General features: G+C 74.7%; 20 protein-coding genes. 10 read left to right on the forward strand and 10 right to left on the reverse strand.

All coding sequences use genetic code 11. The features are described 5' to 3' along the window. Positions 1–45 precede the first annotated feature (45 nt). Together ACIRST_RS03250 and ACIRST_RS03255 are read right to left on the reverse strand one after the other, a co-directional pair. Positions 46–780, reverse strand: a complete 735-nt coding sequence (locus tag ACIRST_RS03250; protein ID WP_350521968.1) for an SDR family oxidoreductase — start codon at positions 778–780, stop codon at positions 46–48. Between the two features lie 60 nt (positions 781–840). Continuing rightward, complete coding sequence (locus ACIRST_RS03255) at positions 841–1,044, reverse strand: hypothetical protein (RefSeq protein ID WP_350521967.1); 204 nt, start codon at positions 1,042–1,044, stop codon at positions 841–843. A gap of 45 nt (positions 1,045–1,089) precedes the next feature. On the opposite strand from ACIRST_RS03255, the gene ACIRST_RS03260 reads away from it, so the two are divergent. Then, entirely contained in the window at positions 1,090–2,715 is a 1,626-nt protein-coding gene (locus ACIRST_RS03260; RefSeq protein ID WP_402799580.1) for an FAD-dependent monooxygenase, read from the forward strand. Positions 2,716–2,787: 72 nt separating this feature from the next. On the opposite strand, the gene ACIRST_RS03265 is transcribed toward ACIRST_RS03260, so the two are convergent. Beyond that, positions 2,788–3,819: a ketoacyl-ACP synthase III family protein gene (locus tag ACIRST_RS03265; RefSeq protein WP_402799583.1), complete on the reverse strand. Its 1,032-nt coding sequence runs from the start codon at positions 3,817–3,819 to the stop codon at positions 2,788–2,790. Positions 3,820–4,214: 395 nt separating this feature from the next. Here ACIRST_RS03265 and ACIRST_RS03270 point away from each other — a divergent pair, with 395 nt between their 5' ends. Continuing rightward, on the forward strand, positions 4,215–5,321 hold the full coding sequence (locus ACIRST_RS03270; protein WP_402799585.1) for an acyltransferase domain-containing protein: 1,107 nt from the start codon (positions 4,215–4,217) through the stop codon (positions 5,319–5,321). A 142-nt stretch (positions 5,322–5,463) separates the two neighbouring features. Here ACIRST_RS03270 and ACIRST_RS03275 read toward each other — a convergent pair whose 3' ends face one another. Next, entirely contained in the window at positions 5,464–6,675 is a 1,212-nt protein-coding gene (locus tag ACIRST_RS03275) for a nucleotide disphospho-sugar-binding domain-containing protein (protein WP_350521963.1), read from the reverse strand. A 179-nt stretch (positions 6,676–6,854) separates the two neighbouring features. Between ACIRST_RS03275 and ACIRST_RS03280 the strand changes: the two genes are divergently transcribed. Beyond that, the gene (locus ACIRST_RS03280) at positions 6,855–8,516 is read left to right on the forward strand and encodes a class I adenylate-forming enzyme family protein (RefSeq protein WP_402799586.1); all 1,662 of its coding nucleotides are present in this window, start codon (positions 6,855–6,857) and stop codon (positions 8,514–8,516) included. 119 nt (positions 8,517–8,635) lie between these two features. Here ACIRST_RS03280 and ACIRST_RS03285 read toward each other — a convergent pair whose 3' ends face one another. Together ACIRST_RS03285 and ACIRST_RS03290 are read right to left on the reverse strand one after the other, a co-directional pair. Next, positions 8,636–9,316 (reverse strand): response regulator transcription factor, encoded by a 681-nt coding sequence (locus tag ACIRST_RS03285; protein WP_350521961.1) that lies wholly within the window; start codon positions 9,314–9,316, stop codon positions 8,636–8,638. A gap of 304 nt (positions 9,317–9,620) precedes the next feature. Continuing rightward, positions 9,621–10,061: a nuclear transport factor 2 family protein gene (locus ACIRST_RS03290; protein WP_350521960.1), complete on the reverse strand. Its 441-nt coding sequence runs from the start codon at positions 10,059–10,061 to the stop codon at positions 9,621–9,623. 237 nt (positions 10,062–10,298) lie between these two features. Between ACIRST_RS03290 and ACIRST_RS03295 the strand changes: the two genes are divergently transcribed. From ACIRST_RS03295 to ACIRST_RS03315, 5 genes are all read left to right on the forward strand, one after another. Further along, complete coding sequence (locus tag ACIRST_RS03295) at positions 10,299–11,084, forward strand: SDR family NAD(P)-dependent oxidoreductase (RefSeq protein WP_350521959.1); 786 nt, start codon at positions 10,299–10,301, stop codon at positions 11,082–11,084. Between the two features lie 109 nt (positions 11,085–11,193). Beyond that, the gene (locus tag ACIRST_RS03300) at positions 11,194–12,153 is read left to right on the forward strand and encodes an aromatase/cyclase (RefSeq protein WP_402799591.1); all 960 of its coding nucleotides are present in this window, start codon (positions 11,194–11,196) and stop codon (positions 12,151–12,153) included. Continuing rightward, a complete protein-coding gene (locus ACIRST_RS03305) occupies positions 12,150–13,388 on the forward strand; it encodes an FAD-dependent monooxygenase (protein ID WP_402799592.1) in 1,239 nt (412 codons plus the stop codon). The genes ACIRST_RS03300 and ACIRST_RS03305 overlap by 4 nt, the downstream gene beginning before the upstream one ends. Continuing rightward, positions 13,388–14,167: a cyclase family protein gene (locus ACIRST_RS03310; protein ID WP_402799594.1), complete on the forward strand. Its 780-nt coding sequence runs from the start codon at positions 13,388–13,390 to the stop codon at positions 14,165–14,167. Before ACIRST_RS03305 ends, ACIRST_RS03310 begins: the two co-directional genes overlap by 1 nt. 3 nt (positions 14,168–14,170) lie before the next feature. Continuing rightward, a complete protein-coding gene (locus ACIRST_RS03315) occupies positions 14,171–15,163 on the forward strand; it encodes an aldo/keto reductase (protein ID WP_402799596.1) in 993 nt (330 codons plus the stop codon). Between the two features lie 64 nt (positions 15,164–15,227). On the opposite strand, the gene ACIRST_RS03320 is transcribed toward ACIRST_RS03315, so the two are convergent. The 4 genes from ACIRST_RS03320 to ACIRST_RS03335 all read right to left on the reverse strand — a co-directional run bounded on the left by ACIRST_RS03320 (position 15,228) and on the right by ACIRST_RS03335 (position 20,157). Beyond that, on the reverse strand, positions 15,228–16,259 hold the full coding sequence (locus ACIRST_RS03320) for a methyltransferase (RefSeq protein ID WP_396552671.1): 1,032 nt from the start codon (positions 16,257–16,259) through the stop codon (positions 15,228–15,230). A gap of 112 nt (positions 16,260–16,371) precedes the next feature. Continuing rightward, positions 16,372–16,668, reverse strand: coding sequence for an antibiotic biosynthesis monooxygenase family protein (locus ACIRST_RS03325; protein WP_350521953.1), 297 nt, complete (start codon positions 16,666–16,668; stop codon positions 16,372–16,374). A 107-nt stretch (positions 16,669–16,775) separates the two neighbouring features. Then, complete coding sequence (locus ACIRST_RS03330; protein ID WP_402799599.1) at positions 16,776–18,413, reverse strand: NAD(P)/FAD-dependent oxidoreductase; 1,638 nt, start codon at positions 18,411–18,413, stop codon at positions 16,776–16,778. A 103-nt stretch (positions 18,414–18,516) separates the two neighbouring features. Further along, entirely contained in the window at positions 18,517–20,157 is a 1,641-nt protein-coding gene (locus ACIRST_RS03335; RefSeq protein WP_350521951.1) for an FAD-dependent oxidoreductase, read from the reverse strand. Positions 20,158–20,370: 213 nt separating this feature from the next. On the opposite strand from ACIRST_RS03335, the gene ACIRST_RS03340 reads away from it, so the two are divergent. Together ACIRST_RS03340 and ACIRST_RS03345 are read left to right on the forward strand one after the other, a co-directional pair. Beyond that, positions 20,371–21,654, forward strand: coding sequence for a beta-ketoacyl-[acyl-carrier-protein] synthase family protein (locus tag ACIRST_RS03340; RefSeq protein ID WP_350521950.1), 1,284 nt, complete (start codon positions 20,371–20,373; stop codon positions 21,652–21,654). Continuing rightward, complete coding sequence (locus tag ACIRST_RS03345) at positions 21,651–22,934, forward strand: ketosynthase chain-length factor (protein WP_350521949.1); 1,284 nt, start codon at positions 21,651–21,653, stop codon at positions 22,932–22,934. Before ACIRST_RS03340 ends, ACIRST_RS03345 begins: the two co-directional genes overlap by 4 nt. Positions 22,935–22,980: the final 46 nt, after the last annotated feature.

The raw sequence follows: 22,980 nt of genomic DNA on the forward strand, positions 1-22,980 counted from the left end.
CGGGGCGGCCGGTTCGACCCGGCCGCCCCGCACGTCGCCGCTGCCTCAGCCCAGTTGCTCCCGCGTGGAGAGCACCGTCAGCTCGGTCAGGTGCACCCCCGCCGGGGCGTGCAGCACGTGCAGCACCTGCTCCGCCACCTCCGCCGGATCCAGCCCGACCGCCTCCTGCACCTTGGCCAGCACCCCGCGCAGCGCCTCGTCCCGGATCCGCTCGCTGCCCCCGGTGCGGACGGCGCCGGGCGACACCAGGGTGACCCGGACGCCGTCCCCGGCGAGCTCGATCCGCAGCCCGTCGCTGATCGCCACCAGCGCGTGCTTGGTCGCCGCGTACACGCCCTGGATCGCGTGCGCCACCGAACGCCCGGCCGTGGAGCCGATGTTGACGATCTGCGGGTGATCGCCGGAGAGCAGGGCCGGGATCGCGGCCCGGGTGACCGCCAGCAGCCCGAGGACGTTCAGGTCGACCATCGCCCGCCAGTCCGCCGGATCGCCGTCCCGGACGAGGCCCAGCGGGAACACCCCCGCGTTGTTGACCAGGACGTCCAGCCCGCCGAGCTCCGCGCAGGCCGTGCCCACCGCGGCCCCGGCCGCGTCCGGGTCGGCCAGGTCGACGCCCACCGCCACCGCGCCGAGTTCGGCCGCCAGGCCGTCCAACTCGGCCGAGGGGCGGGCGAGCAGGGCGAGCCGACCGCCGTCGGCGGCCACCGCCCGGGCGATCGCCGCCCCGATCCCGCGTGAAGCTCCCGTCACCAGCACCCGTCGCCCGTTCGATCGTGTCATCCTCGGTTCCCTTCCCGATGTCCCCGGCTTCCCCGGGGTCCTTCCCCGTTCCCCGACCGCTCAGCAGTAGCGGGCGCGGTTGGAGAACGGCTGGAAGGAGGCGCCCGCCGGAGCCTGCGAACCCGCCCTGGCCGCAGGGCTGTCGGCGGCCGGAACCAACCGGTCGGGCGGCCGGGCGGGCGGGAGCCGGGGCGCGCAGCCGTTCTCCAGCACCGTTCGAGGCGGACCGGCCAGGGTGAGGGGGCGCGGGCGCGCGAGCGGCACCGGCGTCCGCGCCCAGCCATGGACACGGTCGGACGAGGGAGAGTCATGGACGACGAAGAAGTTTCGGTGCTCGTGGTCGGCGGTGGCCTCGTCGGGCTGTCGGCGGCCGCCTTCCTGCGCGGCCACGGCGTCACCACGACGGTGGTCGAGCGGCACCCGGGCACCTCGGTGCTGCCCCGCGGCCGGGTGATGAACTCCCGCTCCATGGAGCTCTACCGCGCCTGCGGACTGGAACCGGTGATCCGGGCGGCGCCGCCGTCGGTGTTCGAGCGCTACCCGGAACTGGCCCGGGTCGAGACACTGGCCGGTCCGGAGGTCTACCGGGTCAGGCGCGAGGAGCCCGGCTCGGTGGCGCACCTCAGCCCGTGCGAACCCGCCTTCGTGGACCAGCAGGTGCTGGAGCCGCTCGTCCTGGGGCACGGCCGCAAACTCGGCGCCGACATCCGCTTCTCCACCCGGATGCTGGAGTTCGAGCAGGACCCGGACGGCGTCACCGCGCTGGTCGAGTCCACCGCCACCGGCCGCCGCCACCGGATCCGCGCCCGCTACCTGATAGGCGCCGACGGACACCGCTCGCCGGTCCGCCGGGAGCTCGGCATCGCGACCCACGGGCCCGGCGTGCTCCACCACGTCGCCAACATCGTCTTCGAGGCCGACCTCACCGCCCTGCTGCGCGGCCGGCTGATCTCGGTCTGCTACATCGACCGGCCCGAGGCCGGCACCCTGCTGGCCATGTTCGAACGCCAGGACCGCTGGCTGCTGATGGTGCCCTACCACCCCGAACACGGCGAGCACCTGGACGACTTCACCCCCGAGCGGTGCCTGGAACTGGTCCGCACGGCCACCGGCGACCCGACGCTCGACGCGCGGATCGTCCCCACCCTGGACGGCGCCGACCGGCCGGTCCAGGGCTGGGAACTGGCCGCCCGGGTGGCCGACCGGTTCCGGGACGGGCGGGTCTTCCTGGCCGGGGACGCCGCCCACGTGGTCTCGCCCGCCGGCGGCTTCGGCGCCAACACCGGCGTCCAGGACGCGCACAACCTGGCCTGGAAGCTCGCCGCCGTGCTGAACGGCTGGGCCGGGCCCGGCCTGCTGGACTCCTACGAGCCGGAACGGCAGCCGGTCGCCGAGACCACCTGCGCCTTCTCCGCCGCCAAGCAGCACGAGCGCAGCCGGGCCGACGGCGCCGGAGGCGGCTTCTCGCCGCTCGCCCTGACCTTCGGCTACCACTACCGCTCGACGGCGGTGATCGGCGGGCCGCCGGCGGGCACCGACCCGTGCGAGCCCGCGGACCTGGCCGGGCTCGCCGGCACCCGCGCCCCGCACGTACGGCTGGAGCGCGAGGGCGCGACCCTCTCCGCGCTGGACCTCTTCGGCGAGCGCTTCGTGCTGCTCACCGGCCGCGACGGCACCCCCTGGGCCGAGGCCGGCACCCGCGCCGCCGACCGGCTGGGGGCGCCGTTCGCCGCCCACCGGATCGGCACCGACCTCGTGGACCCGGACGGCGACTGGGGCGCCCGCTACCACCTGGGCCACACGGGGGCCGCCCTCGTCCGGCCGGACGGCTTCGTCGCCTGGCGCTCGGTCGACCACGGCGGGCGGGGCGGCGCCGCACTGGAGGGCGAACTGGCCCATGTTCTGGGCCGGTTGCTGGCCCGTACCGGGCCCTGACGGGGCTGCGCACCGCAGCGGCCGACCCGGGGACCGGGCCGGCCGCTGCGGTGCGTTCGGCGGATGCGGTGGTCAGCGGTCGGCGGCGGGCGCCAGGACCTCCAGGACGGCGCCGGACCAGGTGAAGCCGGCGCCCACGCCCAGCAGCAGCACCCGGTGCCCCGGCGCGAGCCGGCCGTCCTGCCACAGCCGGGCCAACCCGGCGAACTGGTCGGCGGGCCCCAGGTGCCCGACCGTCCGGCCCCACTCCCAGGTGGAGCGCTCCACGGGGATCCCGTAGCGGCGGAAGTAGCCGGAGTCCAGGCGGTGCAGGCCCAGGTTGGGGAGCACGAAGTGGTCGATGTCGGCGAGGTCCGTCCCGGCCTCGGCGAGCACCGTCTCCAGGGAGGTCCGTCCGCCGCGGGAGACCCGTGCGGCCGTGTACGGCATGCCGTGCCGGGCGATGAAGGCCTTCTGCCAGACGCCCATGTCGATCGGCCGGCGGTGGGTGAACGGGGCGTCCGCGAACAGGTCGTCACCCCGGTGCATGCCCTCCAGTCCGGGCTCGGAGTGCGACACCAGCGCGACGATCCGGGCGAAGCCGGGCCTGCGGGTGACCACCACGGCGGCCGCGCCGTCCGCGTAGAACGTCCCCGGATCGGTGCGCCAGCGGTCGAAGCCGGGCGGGCTGAAGCGGTCCCCGGCGGTCAGCAGCGCGGCCCGGTCCTCGGGGGCGCCGTCCAGGTAGTGGCAGGCGAGGTCCAGCGCGGCCATGCCGCCGTTGGACATCTGCCGCACCTCCATCGCCGGGCAGTGGCTCGACCCGGCGACCTCCCGCTGGACGAAGGAGGGGGCCGGCCACTCGTCCAGCCCCTGGTAGTACGCGGTGGCGTGCAGCAGCAGCGCGAGGTCGGCGGGATCGCGCCCGGCCGACCGCAGCGCGGCGCGCGCCGCCCGTACGGTCATCTCGGGCGCCGAGAGGGTGTCGGAGACCCGCACCGACACCATCCGGGTGGACGACTCCAGCTCCGGCTCGCACCAGCCCGCGCGGACGGCGTCGCGCACGGCCACGGGCGGCGGCAGATGGAGGGCGGCGCCGGCGATGAACAGGCCCTCGAACCTCATCCTCACTCCGATGTCGACGGGTTGACGTGTCTGCGGGTCGCCGCTTCGCTTCGCTTCGTCGCGGCGGGGTGCCGGACCGGGGGTGGGCGCTGTCGGCCCCGCCGGTCCGGCACCGTGCCGTGGTGGTCGGCCAGGACGACGCCGGCCGGCGGCTTGTGGCGCACGCCCGGGGGTCGTCCTCCGTCGACCGTCCCGCGGGTTCCGCGTGGGTCGGTCGGGACCCATCCTGGGCCGGGGGCTTCGACCTCGCGTGGAGCGTCGTTCGAGGCCGGGCCGGGCCGGTCGGACGGCCGTCGTCCGCCGGTCGAACGCCGGTCGAACGCCGGTCGAGACGGTCTCGACCCGGGGCGGGGAGCATCGGCGCCACTGACCCGCCCCTGGAAGGACGGACCGTGATGACGACACTCCCCGGCCGGACCACCGCCACCAGCGCCCCCGCCGCCACCGCAGCGACCACCGCGACCCCGGCGACCGCCGGCGGTGACGACGGTCCCGGCACCGGACCGCGTCCGGTGGTGCTGCTGCTGCCCGGCCAGGGTGCGCAGTACGAGGGGATGGCGGTGGGCCTGTACGACGCCGAGCCGGTGTTCACCGCCGCGATGGACGAGGTCTTCGAGCTGATGGGCCCCGAGGGCCGCCGGGTGCGCGCGGACTGGCTGAGCGACCGTCCGGCGGTGCCGCTGGACGACGTGACCCGCGCCCAGGCCCTGCTGTTCGCCGTGGACCACGCGCTGGCGCGGCTCGTGCTGTCCTGGGGGGTCCGGCCCGCGGCGGTGCTCGGGCACAGCGTCGGCGAGGTGGTCGGCGCGGTCCTGACCGGGGTGCTGGACCTCCCGGACGCGGTCCGGCTGCAGATGGACCGGATCTCCCGGATCAGCGCCGCCCCGCCCGGCGGGATGCTCGCGGTGGCCGCCCGGCGCGAGGAGCTGGCGCCGTACCTGAGCGAGCAGGTGGTGGTGGGCGTGGTCAACGGTGCCAGGCAGTGCGTGCTGGCCGGGCCGGAGGCCGAACTCGCCCCGGTGGAGGCCGGGTTGCGGGCGGACGGGTTCCTCTGCCGGCGCACCCGGGCGGTCCAGGGTTTCCACAGCCCCAGCCTCGCGGCCGCCGCCGCGCAGTCGCTGCCGACGGTGGCCGCCCTGCGGCTGTCGCCGCCGAGCCCGACCCTGTTCTCCGGCTACACGGCCGGGCCGCTCTCGCCCGAACAGGCCACCGACCCGGCGTTCTGGGCCGGGCAGCCGGCCGCACCGGTGCTGTTCGGACCGGCCCTCGGCCGCCTGCTGGACACCGGCCGGTACGTGCTCGTCGAGGCCGGCCCGGGGCAGGGCCTCACGGCGCTGGCACGGCGTCGGCCGGCCGTCTCCTCCGGGCGCAGCGCGGCGGTCCCCACCCTGCCGGCCCGGCGCGGCGCGCCCGCCGACGACCGGCGGACGGTGCTGGCGGCGGCCGCGTTCCTGCGGGCGGAGGGGCACGGGCCGGTACCCGCCGAGCCCGCCCTGGCCTGACGCCGGCGCGCGGTGACGGCCGACGCGCGGTGACCGTCGGCGGATGGCGACGGCCGGCGGAGGACGACGCCGACGCGCGGCCCGGAACGCGCCGGGCCCGGCCCGCGGCTCGCGGACCGGGCCCGGCGCGGTGGCGCCCGGGTCAGGGCCGGACGACCAACTCGCTGCCGACGACCCCGCCCTCGGCCACCGCGCGCTCCAGGAGGCCCACCAGGCGGGCCGGCGCCGGCATGGCCGCGTTCTCGTCCCGCAGCCGGCCGGCGCTCTCCCGGTGGCCGGGCACGGTGAGCAGCGCGGTGACGGCCTCCGCGACGGCGTCGACGTCCGGGCCGTCCGGGACGTCCAGGGTCAGGCCGGCGCCGACCTCGGTGATCCGCTCCGCCCAGTGGTCCTGGATCGCGGTGTGCGGGACGACCAGCTGGGGCAGCCCGGTGACCGCGCTGATCATGCCGGTGCCGACCCCGCCGTGGTGGACCACCGCGTCACAGGTCGGCAGCAGCGTGCTCATCGGGAAGGCGCTCAACAGCCGGACGCCGTCCGGCAGATCGGCCGCGGAGACGTCGTGGTGGCCGGCGACCGTGACGACCGCCTCGGCCCCGGCCCGCCGCACGCCCTCGGCCAGCCGCCCCACCAGGCCGGTCAGGGCGGTGGTGGTCACCCCGCCAGTGACGCAGACCCGCGGCCGCTCCGGCCGGTCCAGCAGCCACTCGGGCAGCACCAGCGGCCCGTTGTACGGCACCAGCCGCATCGGCGCCCACGGCACCGGGTGCGGCGAGCGCAGGGTCTGCGGGCAGGGGTCGATCCAGGCCTCCGGCGCGAACCGGGGCTCGACGCCGAAGCGTTCGAAGAGCCGGGCGAAGGGCGCCCGGAGGTCCTCGTCCCGTTCGAAGTCGAAGCCGAAGGAGAACCCCCAGGTGTGGCCGAAGGCCGGGACCTTCACCGCCGCCGCGGTGACCAGTCCGGCCAGCGCGACGGTGTCGTACACGACCACGTCGGGCCGCCAGGCGCGGGCGAGGGCGACCAGGTCGTCGGTCATCGCGTCGGCGGAGGTGATCTGCCGGGTGCCGAGCAGCCGCCGGGCCTCCCGGTCGAGCCGTTCGGGGTTGCTGACCCAGCCGGAGGCCAGGTGGCGGGGGCCGCCCGTGGAGGCGAGGCCCCGGTGGGCGGACTGCGCCGTACGGATGGCGTCCTCGTCGCCGACCGGGGCGACGGTGAGCCCGGCCGCGGTGAGGAACCCGGTCGCGGCCGGACGGGAGGCCACCAGCACCTCGTGGCCGGCGACTTGGCAGGCCCAGCTGAGCGGGGTGATCCACGGCAGGTGCGCCCCTGCGGTGGCCACGAACAACACGCGCATCCGCTACTCCCATCGGTCGGTTCTGCTCGGACGTGCGCCGGTCAGCCTGGACCGGTCCGCTCGCGGTCCGTTCGAGGGGCGCGTCCCCTCGAACGGCTCTCAACCCGTGCCCCAAGGAGGCCTGGCACCGTCCCGGTACCCGGGTGCGGGTCGCACCCACCGGACGGAGGAGAAGACCTGTGACCACGTCCAGCCCACCTGCCCGTCGTGGCAGCGCCACGGCCGGCGCTCCGCTGGCGGCGATCGCGGACCGGCTCGGCGGCCCCCGGGTGGACCACCTGCTGAGCCGCGCGGCGGCCCTGGCCCCGGACCGCGCCGCGCTGCGCACCCCCGACGGGTCGGTGCTGACCTTCGGCCGGCTCGACGGGCAGGTCGACGCCTTCGCGGCCGCCCTGCACGCCCTGACGCCCGGTCCGGAGGCGGTGGTGGCGGTCGCGGCCGAGCTGTCCCCGGCGTTCCCGGTCGCGTACTACGGGACCGCGCGGGCCGGCCGGGTCGCCGCGCTCGTCAACCCGCTGCTGCGGGAGGACGCCCTGGTGCACGTGCTGGCCACCTCGGGTGCGCGCACGGCGGTGCTGACGCCCGAGGTGTACCGGCGGGTGCGTACCGTCCGCGACCGCCTGCCGCGGCTGGAGACGGTGCTGCTGACCTCCGGCGCGGCGGAGGACGAGGGCGTGCCGCTCCTGGCCGAGGTGCTGGCCGCCGCGGCCGGGCGCCCGCTCCCGGAGGCCGCGGCGGATCCCGGGGCGGTGGCCAACCTGCTGTTCACCAGCGGCACCACCGGCGCGCCCAAGGCGGTCGAGCTGACCCACCTCAACCTGACCGTCAACGCGGCGCAGACGGCCCACGCCCACGGCCTGGACGCCGCGTCGGTGGTCTTCAACTACCTGCCGACCTACCACCTGATGCACCTCAACGCCGCGGTGCAGGCCGGCGCCACCCAGCTGCTGTGGACCGACCCGGACGTGCCGGGTTCGCTCGCCGCCGCCCGGGAGGGCGCCGTCACGCACTACTACAGCCTGCCGATGCGGCTGTCCCGCCTCGCGGCCGATCCCGCGGCGGACGGGGCGGTCCCGACGCTGCGGGCGATCCTCTCCGGCGGCTCGGCCCTGCCGCCGGAGGCGACCCGCGGCCTGACCGCCCGCTTCGCGGTGCCGGTGGTGCAGGGCTACGGGCTGGCCGAGGCGTCCCCGCAGACGCACTTCGACCGGCTGGACGACCCGCGCGCCGGCTCCTGCGGGCCGCCGTCGGCCGGCACCGAGTCGCGGATCGTCCACGTCGACACCCGGGCGGAGCTGCCGGTGGGGGAGCGGGGCGAGATCCAGGTCCGCGGGCCGCAGCTGATGAACGGGTACCTGGGCGCCGAGCCCGGCGCGCACCTGGACGCCGGGGGGTGGTTCTCGACCGGTGACATCGGCTACACGGACGAGGACGGCTGCCTGTTCGTCGTCGACCGGATCAAGGACGTCTTCAAGTGCGACAACTGGCTGGTGTCGCCGACCGAGGTCGAGGGGGTGCTCCGGCAGCGGCCCGAGGTCGCGGACAGCGTGGTGGTCGACCGCCCGGACCGCTTCAGCGGCTCGGTGGCGTACGCGCTGGTGGTGCTCGCGAAGCCGTACGCGGACGAGGAGGGGGCGGCGCTGGCGGCCGTGCGGGGCGCGAACGCGCGGATGCCGTACTACCAGCACCTGCGGTACGTGGAGGTGGTGGAGGTCATCCCGCGCTCGCAGAACGGCAAGGTCCAGCGGCGGGAGATCCGGGACGCGGTCCACGGCCGGGACCTGCCGGAGCCCTCCGCGGAGGGGCCGCTGGAGGTGACCCGGACCGCCGGCCGGGGGTGAGCGCGGACACGGGACCGGCCCGGCGACCACCGTTGGTCGCCGGGCCGGTCCCGCGCCCCCCGGCCGTTCGCAACCGGCTGCCCCGGCAGCGCGTCGGCCGTCGTCGGTGCCGGGAGCGGTCAGGGTTGTCGGCCGGCCGTCAGCGGGGTCCCCCGGGTGCGGGTGGGGACCGGGATCAATGACGCGGCGACGGCCTTGTTCACCGCGTCGATCCGCGACACCGCGCCCAACTTGCCGAAGACGTTGCGCAGATGACGCTTGACGGTGCCCTCGGCGATGCCGAGCCGGGAGCCGATCTGGAAGTTCGTCAGCGCCTGGGCGGCGAGCACGAGGACTTCGAGCTCGCGGTCCGACAGTGTGACCGCGGCCTGTCGGCTGAGCTGGGCGAGGCTGTGCTGGGAGACGGCGAGGGTCGACTGGTCGCGGCTGTAGACCCCGCGGATGGCCGCGAGCAGTTCGTACCGGCTCACGCTCTTGAGCATGAAGCCGCGCACGCCGAGGTCCAGCAGGTCGCGGACGTCGGCGGGCCGGTCGCTCATGCTCAGGACGATGACCCGGGCGTCGGGGGAGACCGTGGCGATCCGTCGGACCGCCTCGGCGACCTCCGAGTCGAGCAGTTCGCCGCCCAGCAGGACGACGTCGGGCGCGGTGGCGGCGACGAGGGTGACGGCTTCGTCGATGTCGCCGGTGTCGCCGACCACCGCGAGGTCGGGTTCGGCGGAGAGGACCTGCCGCAGCGACTGCCGTAGCAGGGTGTGGTCGTCGATGAGCAGTACCCGGGCGGGCTCAACCGGTTTCATTTCGACACCGTTCTGCCGTTGGGACGGACCGGGTTACTGACGATCTTTCCAGCAGGTCGGCCGGGAGCGCTTCGAATACCGGCGGGTAGTGATCCGCTTCGTTGGTGAAGAGAAGCCTCCGCGCATTCTGTGGTCGACATGACGGTTCTTCTCCCCCGTTCTGGGGCTCTGGGTCGATAGGTCGATCGTGCGTGGATCTTGTTGCTTGACCCTGCCACGGAGGAGTATTACCTGACAATACGAAGACTGTCTGATTGTCTGCCTGCTCAGCGAATACTCAGGGAAAAACCGACCGGCCGGCCGTTCAGGCGAGGTCGTCCCGGGTGACCCTGCGGTCCGTCACGACCCAGGAGTCACCGACCGGCTCCAGCAGGTCCACGCAGACCGTCGAGCGGTGCACCGTCGCCTCGCCGCCGCGCGGCACCTCCAGGACCAGCGCGTAGCAGGTCGCCCGGAGCCGGCCCGACTCCGCCGGCTCGGTGGTCAGCATGCCCACCCAGTGGCGGTGCACCACGCCCGCCTCGGCGAGCCGCCGGGAGGCCTCCTTCGCCGCGGCCGCGATGTTGCCGCGGCCGCGCACCGGCGCGGGCAGGCCGTTGGCGGCGAACACCCCGTCCTCGGCGAAGGTGGCCGCCCACGCGTCGGTGGCGCCGGTGTCGAGCAGCCGCATCTGGCGGGCGTAGAAGTGCTGGACGCGCAGGTAGGTGTCGGTGTCGGCGAGCGGGGCGACCTCGTGGGCTGTCATCGGGCTTCCTCTCGGGACGGCGGGCGGTGCCTGCGGGTGAGGGGGCGAACGCTGACCGACCCTCGCAGGGCGGCCTGGAGATCTCTTGGAGCTGCGGTCCAGCCCGGCGGCCGACGGCCCGCCGTTCCGCCCCGCCTTGAGGGTGTCTTGAACCGGTCCCGGGAGAGTCCGCCGGAGTGTGACGACGCACAGCCCCGCGCGCGACCGCGGCGGGGACACCGGCGGGAAGGCGGAGACATGGCGGAACAGAAGGAGCGGGTCGCGCTGGTCACCGGCGGCACGAGCGGGATCGGGCTCGCGGTGGCCGAGGAGCTGGGACGGCGCGGCGACCGGGTGTTCGTCTGCGCGCGCACCGGGGACGACGTGGCGGCCACGGTCGAGCGGCTCCGCGAACAGGGGATGGAGGTGGACGGCGTCGGCTGCGACGTCCGCTCCACCGAGCAGATCGCCGTCGCCGTCGCCGCGGCGGTGGAGCGCTTCGGGCCGATCGGGATCCTCGTGAACAACGCCGGCCGGGGCGGTGGCGGGATTACGGCCGAGATTCCGGACGAGACCTGGTGCGACGTGATCGAGGTGAATCTCAACGGCGTATTCCGAATGACCCGCGAGGTGCTCGCCCGCGGCGGCATGCGGGACGGGAGCTGGGGGCGAATCATCAATATCGCGTCGACCGGCGGAAAACAGGGCGTGGTGCTAGGAGCTCCCTATTCCGCTTCCAAGCACGGTGTCGTCGGATTTACCAAAGCTTTGGGGCTGGAACTGGCCAAAACCGGGATCACCGTGAACGCGGTGTGTCCCGGTTACGTGGAGACGCCGATGGCCGACCGGGTCCGGCAGGGCTACGCCGCCCACTGGGGCGTGACCGAGGCCGAGGTGCTGGAGAGGTTCGAGGCGAAGATCCCGCTCGGCCGCTACAGCACGCCGCAGGAGGTCGCCGCGATGGTCGGCTACCTCACCACCGAGGCCGCCGACCCGGTCACCGCCCAGGCGATCAACGTCTGCGGCGGGCTCGGCAACTACTGATCCCGGCACCCGGCACCCGGCACCCGGCACCCGGCGCCCTGGCCGCCCTGGCCGCCCGGGCCGCCGGGCCGCCCGGGACCCCGTCGGACCCCACGGAAGGAGGGCCACCGTGCCCGCGCAGGACATCCGCCACACCGACCACCGCATCCTCGTCTCCGCGCCCGCCGAGACGCTCTACCGGCTCGTCGCCGACGTCGGCGGCTGGCCGCACCTGTTCACGCCCACCGTCCACGCCGAGCGGGTGGACGGCGACGACCGCCGGGAGCGGATCCGGATCTGGGCCTTCGCCAACGGCGAGGTGCGGACCTGGACCTCGCTGCGCGAACTCGACCCGGCCGCCCGGCGGGTGGAGTTCCGCCAGGAGGTCTCGCAGGCGCCGGTGGCGTCGATGACCGGCAGCTGGGCGATGAACCCCGCGGCCGACGGCCGGACCGAGGTGGTGCTCGGCCACACCTTCGCCGCCGTCGGGGACGGCGCGTCGGACCTCGACTGGATCGACCGGGCCGTGGACCGCAACTCCCGCTCGGAGCTGGACTGCCTGCGGGAGATCGCCGAACGCGACCCCGGACTCGACGAACTGCTGCTCTCCTTCGACGACACCGTGCTCGTCCGGGGCCCGCGCGCGGAGGCCTACGAGTTCATCCGCCGCTGCGACCTCTGGCCCGAGCGGCTGCCGCACGTGGCCCGGCTGGAACTGACCGAACCGGAGGACGGCATCCAGCGGATGGTGATGGACACCCGCGCGCCGGACGGGACGACGCACACCACCGAGTCGGTCCGGGTCTGCCTGCCGGACCGGATCGTCTACAAGCAGACCGTCCTGCCCCCGATCATGGCGGCGCACACCGGCGCGTGGACCTTCGAGGAGACCGCCGAGGGCGTCGCCGCGACCTCCCACCACACCGTGGTCCTGCGGGCCGAGGCGGTGCCCGCCCTGCTCGGCCCCGACACCACCCTGGAGCAGGCCCGCACCGCGGTGCGCGCCGCCCTCGGGGCCAACAGCCGCACCACGCTGGAGCACGCCCGGGCGCTGGTCGAGCGCGGGGCGAGCACCGGGCCGGGCCGGTGACCGACCTGGAGGCCGAGGTCTGCGTCGTCGGCGCGGGCCCGGCCGGCCTCACCCTCGCCCTGCTGCTCGCCCGCTCCGGCGTGGACGTCGTCCTGGTCGAACGCTCGCGCTCGTTCGAGCGGCAGTTCCGCGGCGAGATCCTCCAGCCCGGCGGGATGACCCTGCTCGACCGGCTGGGCGTGCTGGCCGGCGCGCGCGAGCGCGGCAGCCACGAGCACGACCGGTTCGTGCTGACGGAACGCGGCCGGACACTGATCGACGGCGACTACCGGCGGCTGCCCGGCCCGTTCAACTGCCTGCTGAGCATCCCCCAACGGCACGTGCTGGAGGAACTGCTCGACCGCTGCCGGGAGTTGTCCGGATTCCGCTACCTGGAGGGCGCCAAGGTCGGCGCCCTGCACACCGCGGACGGCCGGGTCCGCGGCGTGGTCGCCTCCGGCCGCGGCGGGGAACAGACGGTCCGGGCCCGCTGGACGGTCGGCGCCGACGGCCGCTACTCCAAGGTGCGCCGACTGGCCGGGATCGACGCCGGCCGGCTGGACGTCTTCGACCAGGACGTCCTCTGGTTCAAACTGCCCGCCGACGCACGGCCGTTGAACGAGGTCCGGATCTTCCGGGCCGGCGGGAACCCCGTCCTCGCGTACACCGCCGTGCCGGACGCGATCCAGGTCGGCTGGACCCTCCCGCACGGCGGCTACCGCCCGCTCGCGGCCCAGGGTGCCGAAGCCGTACGGGAGTTGATCTGCGCCGCGATGCCGATGTACGCCGACCAGGTCCGCGAACGGATCACCGCACTCGGCGACCTGACGCTGCTGGACGTCTTCTCGGGCGTCGCCCGGGAGTGGGTGCGGGAGGGGCTGGTGCTGATCGGCGACGCCGCCCACACCCACAGCCCGATCGGCGCCCAGGGGATCAACCTCGCCGTCCAGGACGCGGTGGCCCTCCACCCCGCGCTGCTCGCCTCCCTGGCGGCCGGCGGGGAGAGCGGCCCGGTCCGCGGGTACGCCGCCGCCCGGCACCGCGACATCGCGCGGATCATGCGCATCCAGCGCCTGCAGAGCCGCGGCATGCTCTCCTCCGGCCGCGCGGCCGGAGCGCTGCGGCCCCTCCTCGCGCCGCTGCTCTCCCGCTCGCCGCTCTACCGCGCGGTGCTGGCCGAACTGGCCTTCGGCAACCGCGCCATCGACGTCGCACCTGCCGCCGCCGTCCACAACTCCCAGACCCAGGAGCAGTGATGCAGCTGATCGACCTCTCCTCACCGGTGGACGCGACGTTCTGGGAGCCGGACCCGGTCACCCACGTCACCATGTCTCCGCGCGAGGGCGCCCTGCACATGGCCGAATCGATGCGGGAGCACTTCGGCGTCGACTTCGACGTGGACGAACTCCCGGACGGCGAGTTCCTCAACAACGACACCTTCACCCTCACCGTCCACACCGGCACCCACATCGACGCGCCCGCCCACTACGGCACCCGCGCCTCCTACCGGGACGGCGGCCCCCGCACGATCGACCGGCTCCCGCTCGACTGGTTCCACCGGCCCGCCTTCGTCCTCGACCTCACCAAGGCCGGGACCGGGGCCGTCGGCGCCGACCTGCTCGCCGAGGAGCTCGACCGGATCGGCTACACCCCGGCCCCGATGGACATCGCCCTGCTCAACACCGGCGCGGACCGCCACCTCGGCACCCCCGCCTACTTCTCCGACTTCGCCGGCCTCGACGGCCCCGCCGTGCACTTCCTGCTGGACCTCGGCGTCCGGGTGATCGGCACCGACGCCTTCAGCCTGGACGCGCCGTTCCCGTACATCCTGAACACCTACCGGGAGACCGGCGACCGCTCGGTGCTCTGGCCGGCCCACTTCGCCGGCCGCGACCGCGAGTACTGCCAGATCGAACGGCTCGCCAACCTCGACACGCTGCCCCGCCCGTACGGCTTCACCGTCTCCTGCTTCCCGGTCAAGCTGGCGCGGGCCGGCGCCGGCTGGTCCCGCGCCGTCGCGCTGCTGGAGGACTGAACCGTGCGGACCACCTCCCTGGGCCGGTCCGGGCCGGCCGTCTCGGCGCTCGGCCTCGGCGGGCTCCCGCTGGCCGGCGCCTACGGCCCGGCGGACGACCCCGCCGCGATCGTCCGGCACGCCCTCGACCTCGGCGTGACCCTCTTCGACACCGCCGACTACTACGGCCGCGGAGCCGGCGAGGAGGTCCTCGGCCGCGCCCTCGGCCGCCGGGGCACCGCCGGCCGTGGCAGCGGCGTCGTCCTCGCCACCAAGACCGGCATCCTCCACCGCGACGGCGGCCCGCCCGGCCTCGACGGCAGCCCCGAACACCTGCGCCGGGCCTGCGAGGCCTCGCTGCGCCGCCTGGGCACCGACCGGATCGACCTCTACCACCTCGCCAGGATCGACCCGCAGGTGCCGGTGGAGGAGTCGATGGGCGCGCTGGCGGAGCTGGTCGCGGCCGGCAAGGTCGGCCGGGTGGGCCTGTGCGAGGCCGCGCCCGCCACGCTGCGCCGGGCGCACGCCGTCCACCCGGTCAGCGTGCTGCAGACCGAGTACTCGCTCTGGGAACGGCACGTGGAGGCGGAGATCCTGCCCGCCTGCCGGGAGTTGGGCGTCACCCTGGTCGCCTACCGGCCGCTCGGCTCGGGCCTGCTGGCCGGCCGGCGGACCGACCCGCGGACGCTGCCCCCCGGCGACTTCCGCCACCGCGACCCCCGGTTCGCCCCCGGCAACCTGGGCCCCAACCTGGCGCTGGCCGACGCGCTCACCGCACTGGCCCGGCAGGCCGGCACCGGCCCGGCCGAACTCGCCCTCGCCTGGCTGCTCTCGCACGACGGCGTCCTGCCGATCCCCGGCACCCTGGACCGCGCCCACCTGGAAGCCGACCTCGGGGCCGCGGAGCTGCGGCTGGACGAGGCCGTGACCAAGGCCCTGGACGGCCTGCTGCCCCCGCACGGCCCGGCCGGCGAGCGCTACCCGCCGGGCCTGCTGGCCACGGTCGACCGCGGCTGACCGACCGTCAAGAACGAGGGCCCGAGCCGTTGTCCACGGCTCGGGCCCTCGCTCCGTCGGCGGCTCAGGACGCCGGCACGGTGCTCTCGAAGCAGTGCAGGTACGGGCCGATCTGCCGCACCCCGCCGAGCTCCAGCCCGGCCTCGGCGATCAGCGCGGACAGGCCGGCCCGGGTGTGCTTCTTGCCGCCCACGTTGAGCAGGAGCAGCAGGTCCATCGCGGTGGTGAACCGCATCTCCGGGCTGCCGTCCACCAGGTTCTCGATCACCACGACCCGGGCGCCGGCCGGCGCCGCGGCCCGGACGTTGCGCAGGGTCGTCACGGTGCTCTCGTCGTCCCACTCCAGGATGTTCTTCAGGAGGTAGAAGTCGGCCTTCACCGGGATGCTGTCGCGGCAGTCGCCCGGCAGCAGCGTCGCCCGGTCCGCGAGGGCGCCGCCGGGGCGCAGCCGCCCGTCCGCGCCGGCCACCACGTCGGGCAGGTCGAGCAGGGTGCCCCGCAGCTGCGGGTGGCGCTCCAGCAGCGTGGCCAGGACCAGGCCCTGACCGCCCGCGATGTCCGCGAACGTGGCGGCCCCGCCGAGGTCGAGGACGTCCGCCACCGTCCTGGCGGACAGCCGGCTGGACTCCGTCATGGCGCGGTCGAAGATCTCGGCGGAGGCGGGGGCGTCCTCGTGGAGGTAGGTGAAGAACTCCTTGCCGAACACGTCCTGGAAGACGCCCTTGCCGGTGCGCACCGACTCGTCGAGCAGGCCCCACACCGCCCAGGTCCACGGTTCGGTGGCCCACAGGACCATGTTGCGCAGGCTGCGCGGGGCGTCCTCGCGCAGCAGCCGGGACGCCTCGGTGTGGGCGAAGCCGTCCGGGCCCTCGGTGAGGACGCCGTGGGCGACCAGCGCCCGCAGCAGCCGCAGCAGCGTCCCGGGTTCGGCGCCGACGGCGGCCGCGAGCTCCTCGGCGGTGGTCGGGTGCTCGCCGATGCCGTCCGCGACGCGCAGCCGGGCCGCCGCCCGGACGGTCGCCGCGTACGCGCCGCTCATGGCCAGTTCGCGAAGTCGCATCACGGCGGTGAAGCCGGAGGCCTCGGTGTCGTTCATCTGTGCTGCCTCTCCTCAACTCGGGCGGGATCCCGGACGGGTCCGGGCGGCTCGGACGTACGGAGCGGCGGCCGGGAACGCGGGCTCCCGGCCGCCGCGGTGCGGTCGTCGGCTACTGGCCGGCGGGGAACGCGGGGATTTCGAGGCAGGGCTCGAACTCGGCGGTGGCGTGCTTCATCAGCAGGCCCACCCGGTCGCGGAACCCGGCGCCCTGGAGGGCCGCCGCGTGGGCCTCGCGGCTCTCCCAGGTGCCGGTCTCGATCAGGACGTTCTCGTCCTTCAGCGACTTGTACAGGGTGTGCGACACGAAGCCGGGACGGCTCTTCATGTAGCCGGTGATCTCGCCCAGCAGCCGCTCGAACTCGGCCCGGTCACCGGTGACGGTCAGCTTGTTGACGATGGTCAGCATGGTTCCTCCTGAAGGGGTTCGGTACGGACGGGCGGTGCGCCGTCCCGGTGCGGACGGCGCGTCGTGCCGTCCCGGTACGGGTGTCGCGTTGGTGCGCGGCGCCGGGGTCAGTCGAGCTCCCGGTGGCCGATCGCGAGGTACTCCCGCAGTTCCTTGCCGGGGTGGTTGCGGGCCCATTCGCCGACCTCGCGCATCTTCGCCGGGGTCGGGTCGATGAAGCGGGTGGCGGGGTCGGTGAAGCCGAGCGCGGGGAGCATCCAGTCGGACTCCCGGATCCGCGCCTGCATCCGCTGCGCGGCCTCCTCGCTGCCGAGTGCGCCGGCCTCGACCTGCTCGCAGACCTCGACCAGTTCGGTGAACAGCTCGTGGTAGAAGTCGGTCGGGCACCACAGGCCGGGGTAGCGGTCGTCGTCGAGGGCGCGGCAGTGCGCGTCGTCGCCGGTGGCGACGGTGCGGGCGATCGCGGTGGCCAGCCGGCGGCCGCCGAGGATGCTGGCGCTGCCCCAGAGCCGGAACACGCAGTCCCACAGCCGGTGGTCGGCGAAGGCGATGAACGAGGAGTTGACCAGTTTGTCGTTGTAGTCGAGCAGGCCCTGCTCCAGGCGCTCGACGTACTCGAAGCGCTCGGGGGCGAAGTCGTCCTCGCGCAGCGCGTCCATGAGCCGCCAGGACAGGGTGTTGATGATCTCGCAGGTGTTGGCCAGGCCGCGGGAGAACAGCGGGTCGAGGAAGCCGGCCGCGTGCGACATCAGGCACCAGCGGTCGCCGACGGTGCGGCTGGAGGAGTACTGCATCCGTCCGGTGCGCACCCACTCGCGCACCGGGCGGGCGCCGGCCAGGTGGCGCTCGACCGCGGGGAAGCGCCGCACGTGCAGCCAGAACTCCTCCTCCGGGGTGAGGTCGGAGCGCTCGGGGTAGGTGCGCGGGTCGATCTGGATGCCCACGCTGCACAGCGGGTTGGTGGCGTTCTCGTGGTTGTCGAAGGGGATGACCCACATCCAGCCGCGGTCGAAGATGTGGTGCATCGTCCCGTCGTTCCAGCGCTCCGGGGGGCGCTGGCCGGCGGGCACGTCGATGTGGTCGTCGTACGGCTGGACGCCGACGAAGTGGGTGAAGATGGACCGGGCCTGGTGCTTGAGCCGGGTCGGCACCTCGCGCAGGTCCTCCTGGTGGGCCAGTGGGGAGCGGAAGCCGCTCGCGTCCACGAGGTAGCGGCCCTCGTACACCGTGCCGTCGGCGCCGGCGACCGAGACGCCGTCCTTGCGCAGGTCCAGGCGCTCGACCCGGAAGTTCTGCCGGGCGTCGCAGCCGTAGCGGACGGCGGTGTGGAACATGTAGGCGTCGGTGTCCTGGCGGAAGTAGTGCGCGGCGTAGCCGATGACCTCGGGGATCCGCAGCTGGTTGCTCTGGGCCGGGTCCGGCTCCGCGCCCTCCTGGTGGATCTGGAAGCCGAAGTTGGTCTTCTGGCCGTGGGAGCTGCTGACGTGCTTGATGGTGTCCGGGAAGCTCGCCAGGTAGCCGATCTCCGGGACGTCGTAGCGCTGGGCGATCAGCCGCAGCAGCGCCAGGGTCTGGCCGATCGTCGACTCGCCGATGGCGAAGCGCGGGTGCTGGGCGCCGTCGAGCAGCAGGGTGCGGAATCCGTGCCGCGCGAGGATCGAGCCCAGCATCGTGCCGGACAGCCCGGTGCCGACGATGATCACGTCGTACGGTTCGGCGGTTCCGGCGGGGTCGGCGGGTTTCACGGGCGACTCCAGTCTCGTGGTCGGTTCCCGACATCGGGTGCGGGGACGGGCGGCGGTGGGGGCGGGTCCGGGCGTGGGGGCGGTCAGGGCCGGTCGGCCGGGGTCAGTCGGGCAGGGTGAGGCCGGCCCGGCGGGCGGCCTCGTCGAGCACGTCCTCGTCGAGCCGCTCGCCGCGGGCGGCCACGTACGCGTCCGGCCGGACGAGGATCCAGCCGCCCGGCCGGCCGCCGAGCGCGGCCGTCAGCCGGGGGTCGTGGGGCAGCGGGGCCGGGTGGCCCGCGCCGTCCTCCGCCGCGGTGCGGACGGTGCGGACGGACAGCCAGTCCTTGTGCCGGTCGGCCAGGGCGGCGGCCGGTTCGCCGGTGTGCGCCGCGCCCGGGCCGGAGAAGACCAGCAGGGTCCAGCCGGGGTCGCGCAGCTCGGCGAGCAGCGCTTGCCAGCCGGGCGTCGCGGAGTGCCGCTCGTCGACCTGGGTGATCCGCTCGCCGGGCGCCGGCCCGGAGCGGGCGCCGGCGGGGGACGGCACGGTCAGCGGGCTGAGGCCGTAGTGCAGGTTGAGGCCGGAGATGCCGCCCAGGAAGCCGCGCTGCACCCGGGCGCGCAGCGGGTGGACGGTGCGCAGGACCCCGAAGAGCAGCGGGAGCAGCCGGTCGGCGACCGGGTTCTTCAGCTGGATCATCCGGGTGGCCCGCTTGGTGGTGGCGAGCAGTGCGGCGCCCACCGGCACCCGCTCCGCGGTGTAGCTGTCCAGCAGGCCCTCCGCGGCCTGGCCGTGCACCACCATGGCGAGCTTCCAGGCCAGGTTGTAGGCCTCCTGGATGCCGGTGTTCATGCCCTGGCCGGAGGCCGGGCTGTGCACGTGGGCGGCGTCGCCGACCAGCAGGCAGCGCCCGACCCGCATCCGGTGGACCATGCGCTGCTGGAAGGTGAAGACCGAGACCCACCGGGGCGGGCCGACCCGGAAGGGCACCCCGGTGCCGGCCGAGAGCATCCGGGTCAGCCGGTCGGCGACGGTGTGCGGGTCGGTGCTGCGGTCGCGCGGCGAGGTGTCCAGCATCCGCCAGCGGCCGGGCTCGGTGAGCGGCACCGCCATCAGCGTCACCCCGCCGGTGCGCACCCAGTAGATGCTGTCGGCGGGCAGCGCGGTCTCCACCCGGGCGTCGGCGAGCATCCAGGTCTCGGCGCTCTCGCCCTCCAGGGGGACGCCGAGGGTCTTGCGGACCAGGCTGTGGCCGCCGTCGCACCCCAGCAGCCACGGCGTGCCGATGTGCTCCCGGGCCCCGCCCGGCAGCTCCAGCCTGGCCCGGACGAAGCCGTCCTCCTGGGCGAGTTCGGTCAGCCGGGTGCCCCACTCCACCTCGACCCCGAGCCGGGCCAGGGCGCCGCGCAGGACCCGCTCGGTGTCGGCCTGGTCGACCGCGAGGGTGAACGGGAAGCGGGTGGGGGTGGCCGAGTAGTCGGCGTCGAGCCGGGCCATCCGCCGGCCCCGCTGGTAGAGCGTGAAGGCGGTGATCCGGCGGCCCGCGGCCAGCATCTCGTCCACGATGCCCATGTGGTCGTAGACCTCAAGGGTGCGCGGGTGCGTGGCGATGGCGCGGCTGGTCGTGGGCGGCTCGTCGCGGGCGTCCACGATCCGCACGCGCAGCCCGCGGCGGGTCAGTTCATGGGCCGCCGCCAGGCCGACCGGTCCCGCGCCCACCACGAGCAGCGGGGCGTGCGGCCGACTGGTCGGATCCGTCGTCATACGGCTCACCTCCTCGGCAACGTTCGCGTTCCGGCCGATGCTGGCGACGGCCGTTCGAGGGACGGACGAGGCCGGATGGGCGTCGGCCGGAGCGGGTGCCGCCGCGGGCCCTCCACCACCGCTCGATCGCGGGTTGAGCTCGGCCGTCCATCGTCCGGAAGCACAGATCCGACGGGGACTCGGGGCGGTTCGCACCGGACGCGGGTCACTGCCATGAGGAGGTTGCCGGTGGACCGGCTCGTCGCGATTACCGGAATCGGCGTGGTGGCGCCGGGAGATCCAGGCACGAAGGCGTTCTGGGACCTCGTCGTCTCGGGGCGCACGGCGACCCGGACGATCTCGGGGTTCGACCCGTCGCCGTACCGCTCCAGGATCGCCGCCCAGTGCGTGTTCGACCCGCTGCAGGCGGGCCTCGGCCTCCAGGAGGTCCGCCGGCTGGACCGCGCCGCGCAGCTCGCCGTGGTCGGCACCCGTGAGGCGGTGGCCGACAGCGGGCTCGAACTGGGCCAGGAGCGGCCCGAGCGGATCGCGGTCTGCCTCGGCAGCGCCGTGGGCTGCACCATGAGTCTGGAGGCCGAGTACGCGGTGGTCAGCGACAGCGGCCGCCGCTGGGAGGTGGACCACGCGTACGCGCTGCCGCACCTGCCGGACTACTTCGTGCCCAGCTCGCTGGCGGCCGAGGTGGCCTGGACGGCCGGGGCGGAAGGCCCGGTCAACATGGTGTCGGCGGGCTGCACCTCGGGCCTGGACGCGGTCGGCTACGCCTGCGACCTGATCCGGGAGGGCAGCGCCGACGTGGTGATCACCGGCGGGACGGACGCCCCGATCTCGCCCATCACGGTCGCCTGCTTCGACGCGATCAAGGCGACCTCGACCTACAACGACGACCCCGAGCACGCGATGCGGCCGTTCGACCGCACCCGCAACGGCTTCGTGCTCGCCGAGGGCGCCGCCGTCCTGGTCCTGGAGGAGGCCGAGCGGGCCCGTCGGCGCGGGGCCAAGATCTACGCGCTGATCTCGGGCTTCGCGGCCCGCAGCAACGCGTACCACATGACCGGACTGCGCTCCGACGGACGGGAGATGGCCGCGGCGATCGACGCCGCCCTGGCCGAGGCCCGGCTCGCCCCGGAGGCGATCGACTACGTCAACGCCCACGGCACCGGCACCCGGCAGAACGACCGGCACGAGACCAACGCGTTCAAGCGCGCCCTCGGCGACCACGCCTACCGGACACCGGTCAGCTCGATCAAGTCGATGATCGGGCACTCGCTGGGCGCGATCGGCTCGATCGAGATCGCCGCCTGCGCGCTGGCCATCGAGCACGGCACCGTCCCGCCGACCGCGAACCTGACCGAGCCGGACCCGGAGCTGGACCTCGACTACGTGCCGCTGACCGCCCGGGAGCGCGAACTGGACGCCGTCCTCACCGTCGGCAGCGGGTTCGGCGGCTTCCAGAGCGCCATGGTGCTCACCCGGCCCGGGGCGGTGCGGGCATGAGCGAGCGACGGGGGCACCCGGGCCCGGAGGCCGGCGGAGTGCGGACGGTCACCGGGGGCGCGTCGGCGAGTACACCCGCCGTCGTCACCGGCATCGGCATCGCCGCCCCCAACGGCCTGGGCACCGAGGAGTGTTGGCGCAGCACGCTGGCGGGCACCAGCGGGATCGGCCCGATCTCGCGGTTCGACGCCTCCGGCTACCCGGTCCGGCTGGCCGGTGAGGTCCCGGGGTTCGAGGTGGCCGCGCACGTGCCGAGCCGACTCGTCCCGCAGACCGACCGGATGACCCAACTCGCCCTGGCCGCCGCCGACTGGGCACTCGCGGACGCCGGGGTCGACCCGCAGCGGTTCGACGATTTCGAGATGGGCGTGGTGACGGCCAACTCCTCGGGCGGATTCGAGTTCGGCCAGAAGGAGTTGGAACAGCTCTGGGCGAACGGCCCGCAGTACGTCAGCGCCTACCAGTCCTTCGCCTGGTTCTACGCCGTCAACACCGGCCAGCTGTCGATCCGGCACGGGATGTGCGGGCCGAGCGGCGTCACCGTCGCGGAGCAGGCCGGCGGCCTGGACGCGCTCGGCCAGGCCCGGCGGCAGCTCTCCAAGGGCATCCGCCTGGTGCTCACCGGTGGGATGGACGCCTCGCTCTGCCCCTGGGGCCTGGTCGCCCAGCTGCCCTCCGGCCTGCTCAGCGAACAACCGGACCCGCAGCGGGCGTTCCTGCCCTTCGACACCGCGGCGAGCGGCCAGGTGCTGGGGGAGGGCGGCGCGATCCTGGTCATGGAGCCGGCGGCGGCCGCGCGCGAGCGCGGCGCCCCGCACCTCTACGGCGAGATCGCCGGCTACTGCGCCACCTTCGACCCGCGCCCGGGGTCGGGCCGGCCCTCCCGGCTCCTCGGGGCGATGCGCGGCGCGCTGGACGCGGCCGGGCTGACCGCCGAGGAGGTCGACGTGGTGTTCGCCGACGCCTCCGGGGTGCCCGAGTCGGACCGGGCCGAGGCCGAGGCGGTCACCGCGCTGTTCGGCCCGCGCGGGGTGCCGGTGACCGCACCGAAGACCATGTTCGGCCGGCTCAGCTCCGGCGGTGCGCCGGTCGACGTCGCGCTGGCGCTGCTGGCGCTGCGGGACGGGGTGATCCCGCCCTCCGTCAACATCACGGCGCCGGTCGAGGAGTACCGCCTGGACCTGGTCACCGAGGCCCGTCCGGCCCGGCTGCGCACCGCCCTGGTCGTGGCGCGCGGCGCCGGCGGCTTCAACACCGCCCTGGTGGTGCGGGCGATCTGACGGAACGTCACCCGGAAGTCATGGATCTGGAACTGCGACGAGAGGA

The sequence above is a fragment of the Kitasatospora sp. NPDC101447 genome, from assembly GCF_044767225.1.
Lineage (GTDB): Bacteria > Actinomycetota > Actinomycetes > Streptomycetales > Streptomycetaceae > Kitasatospora.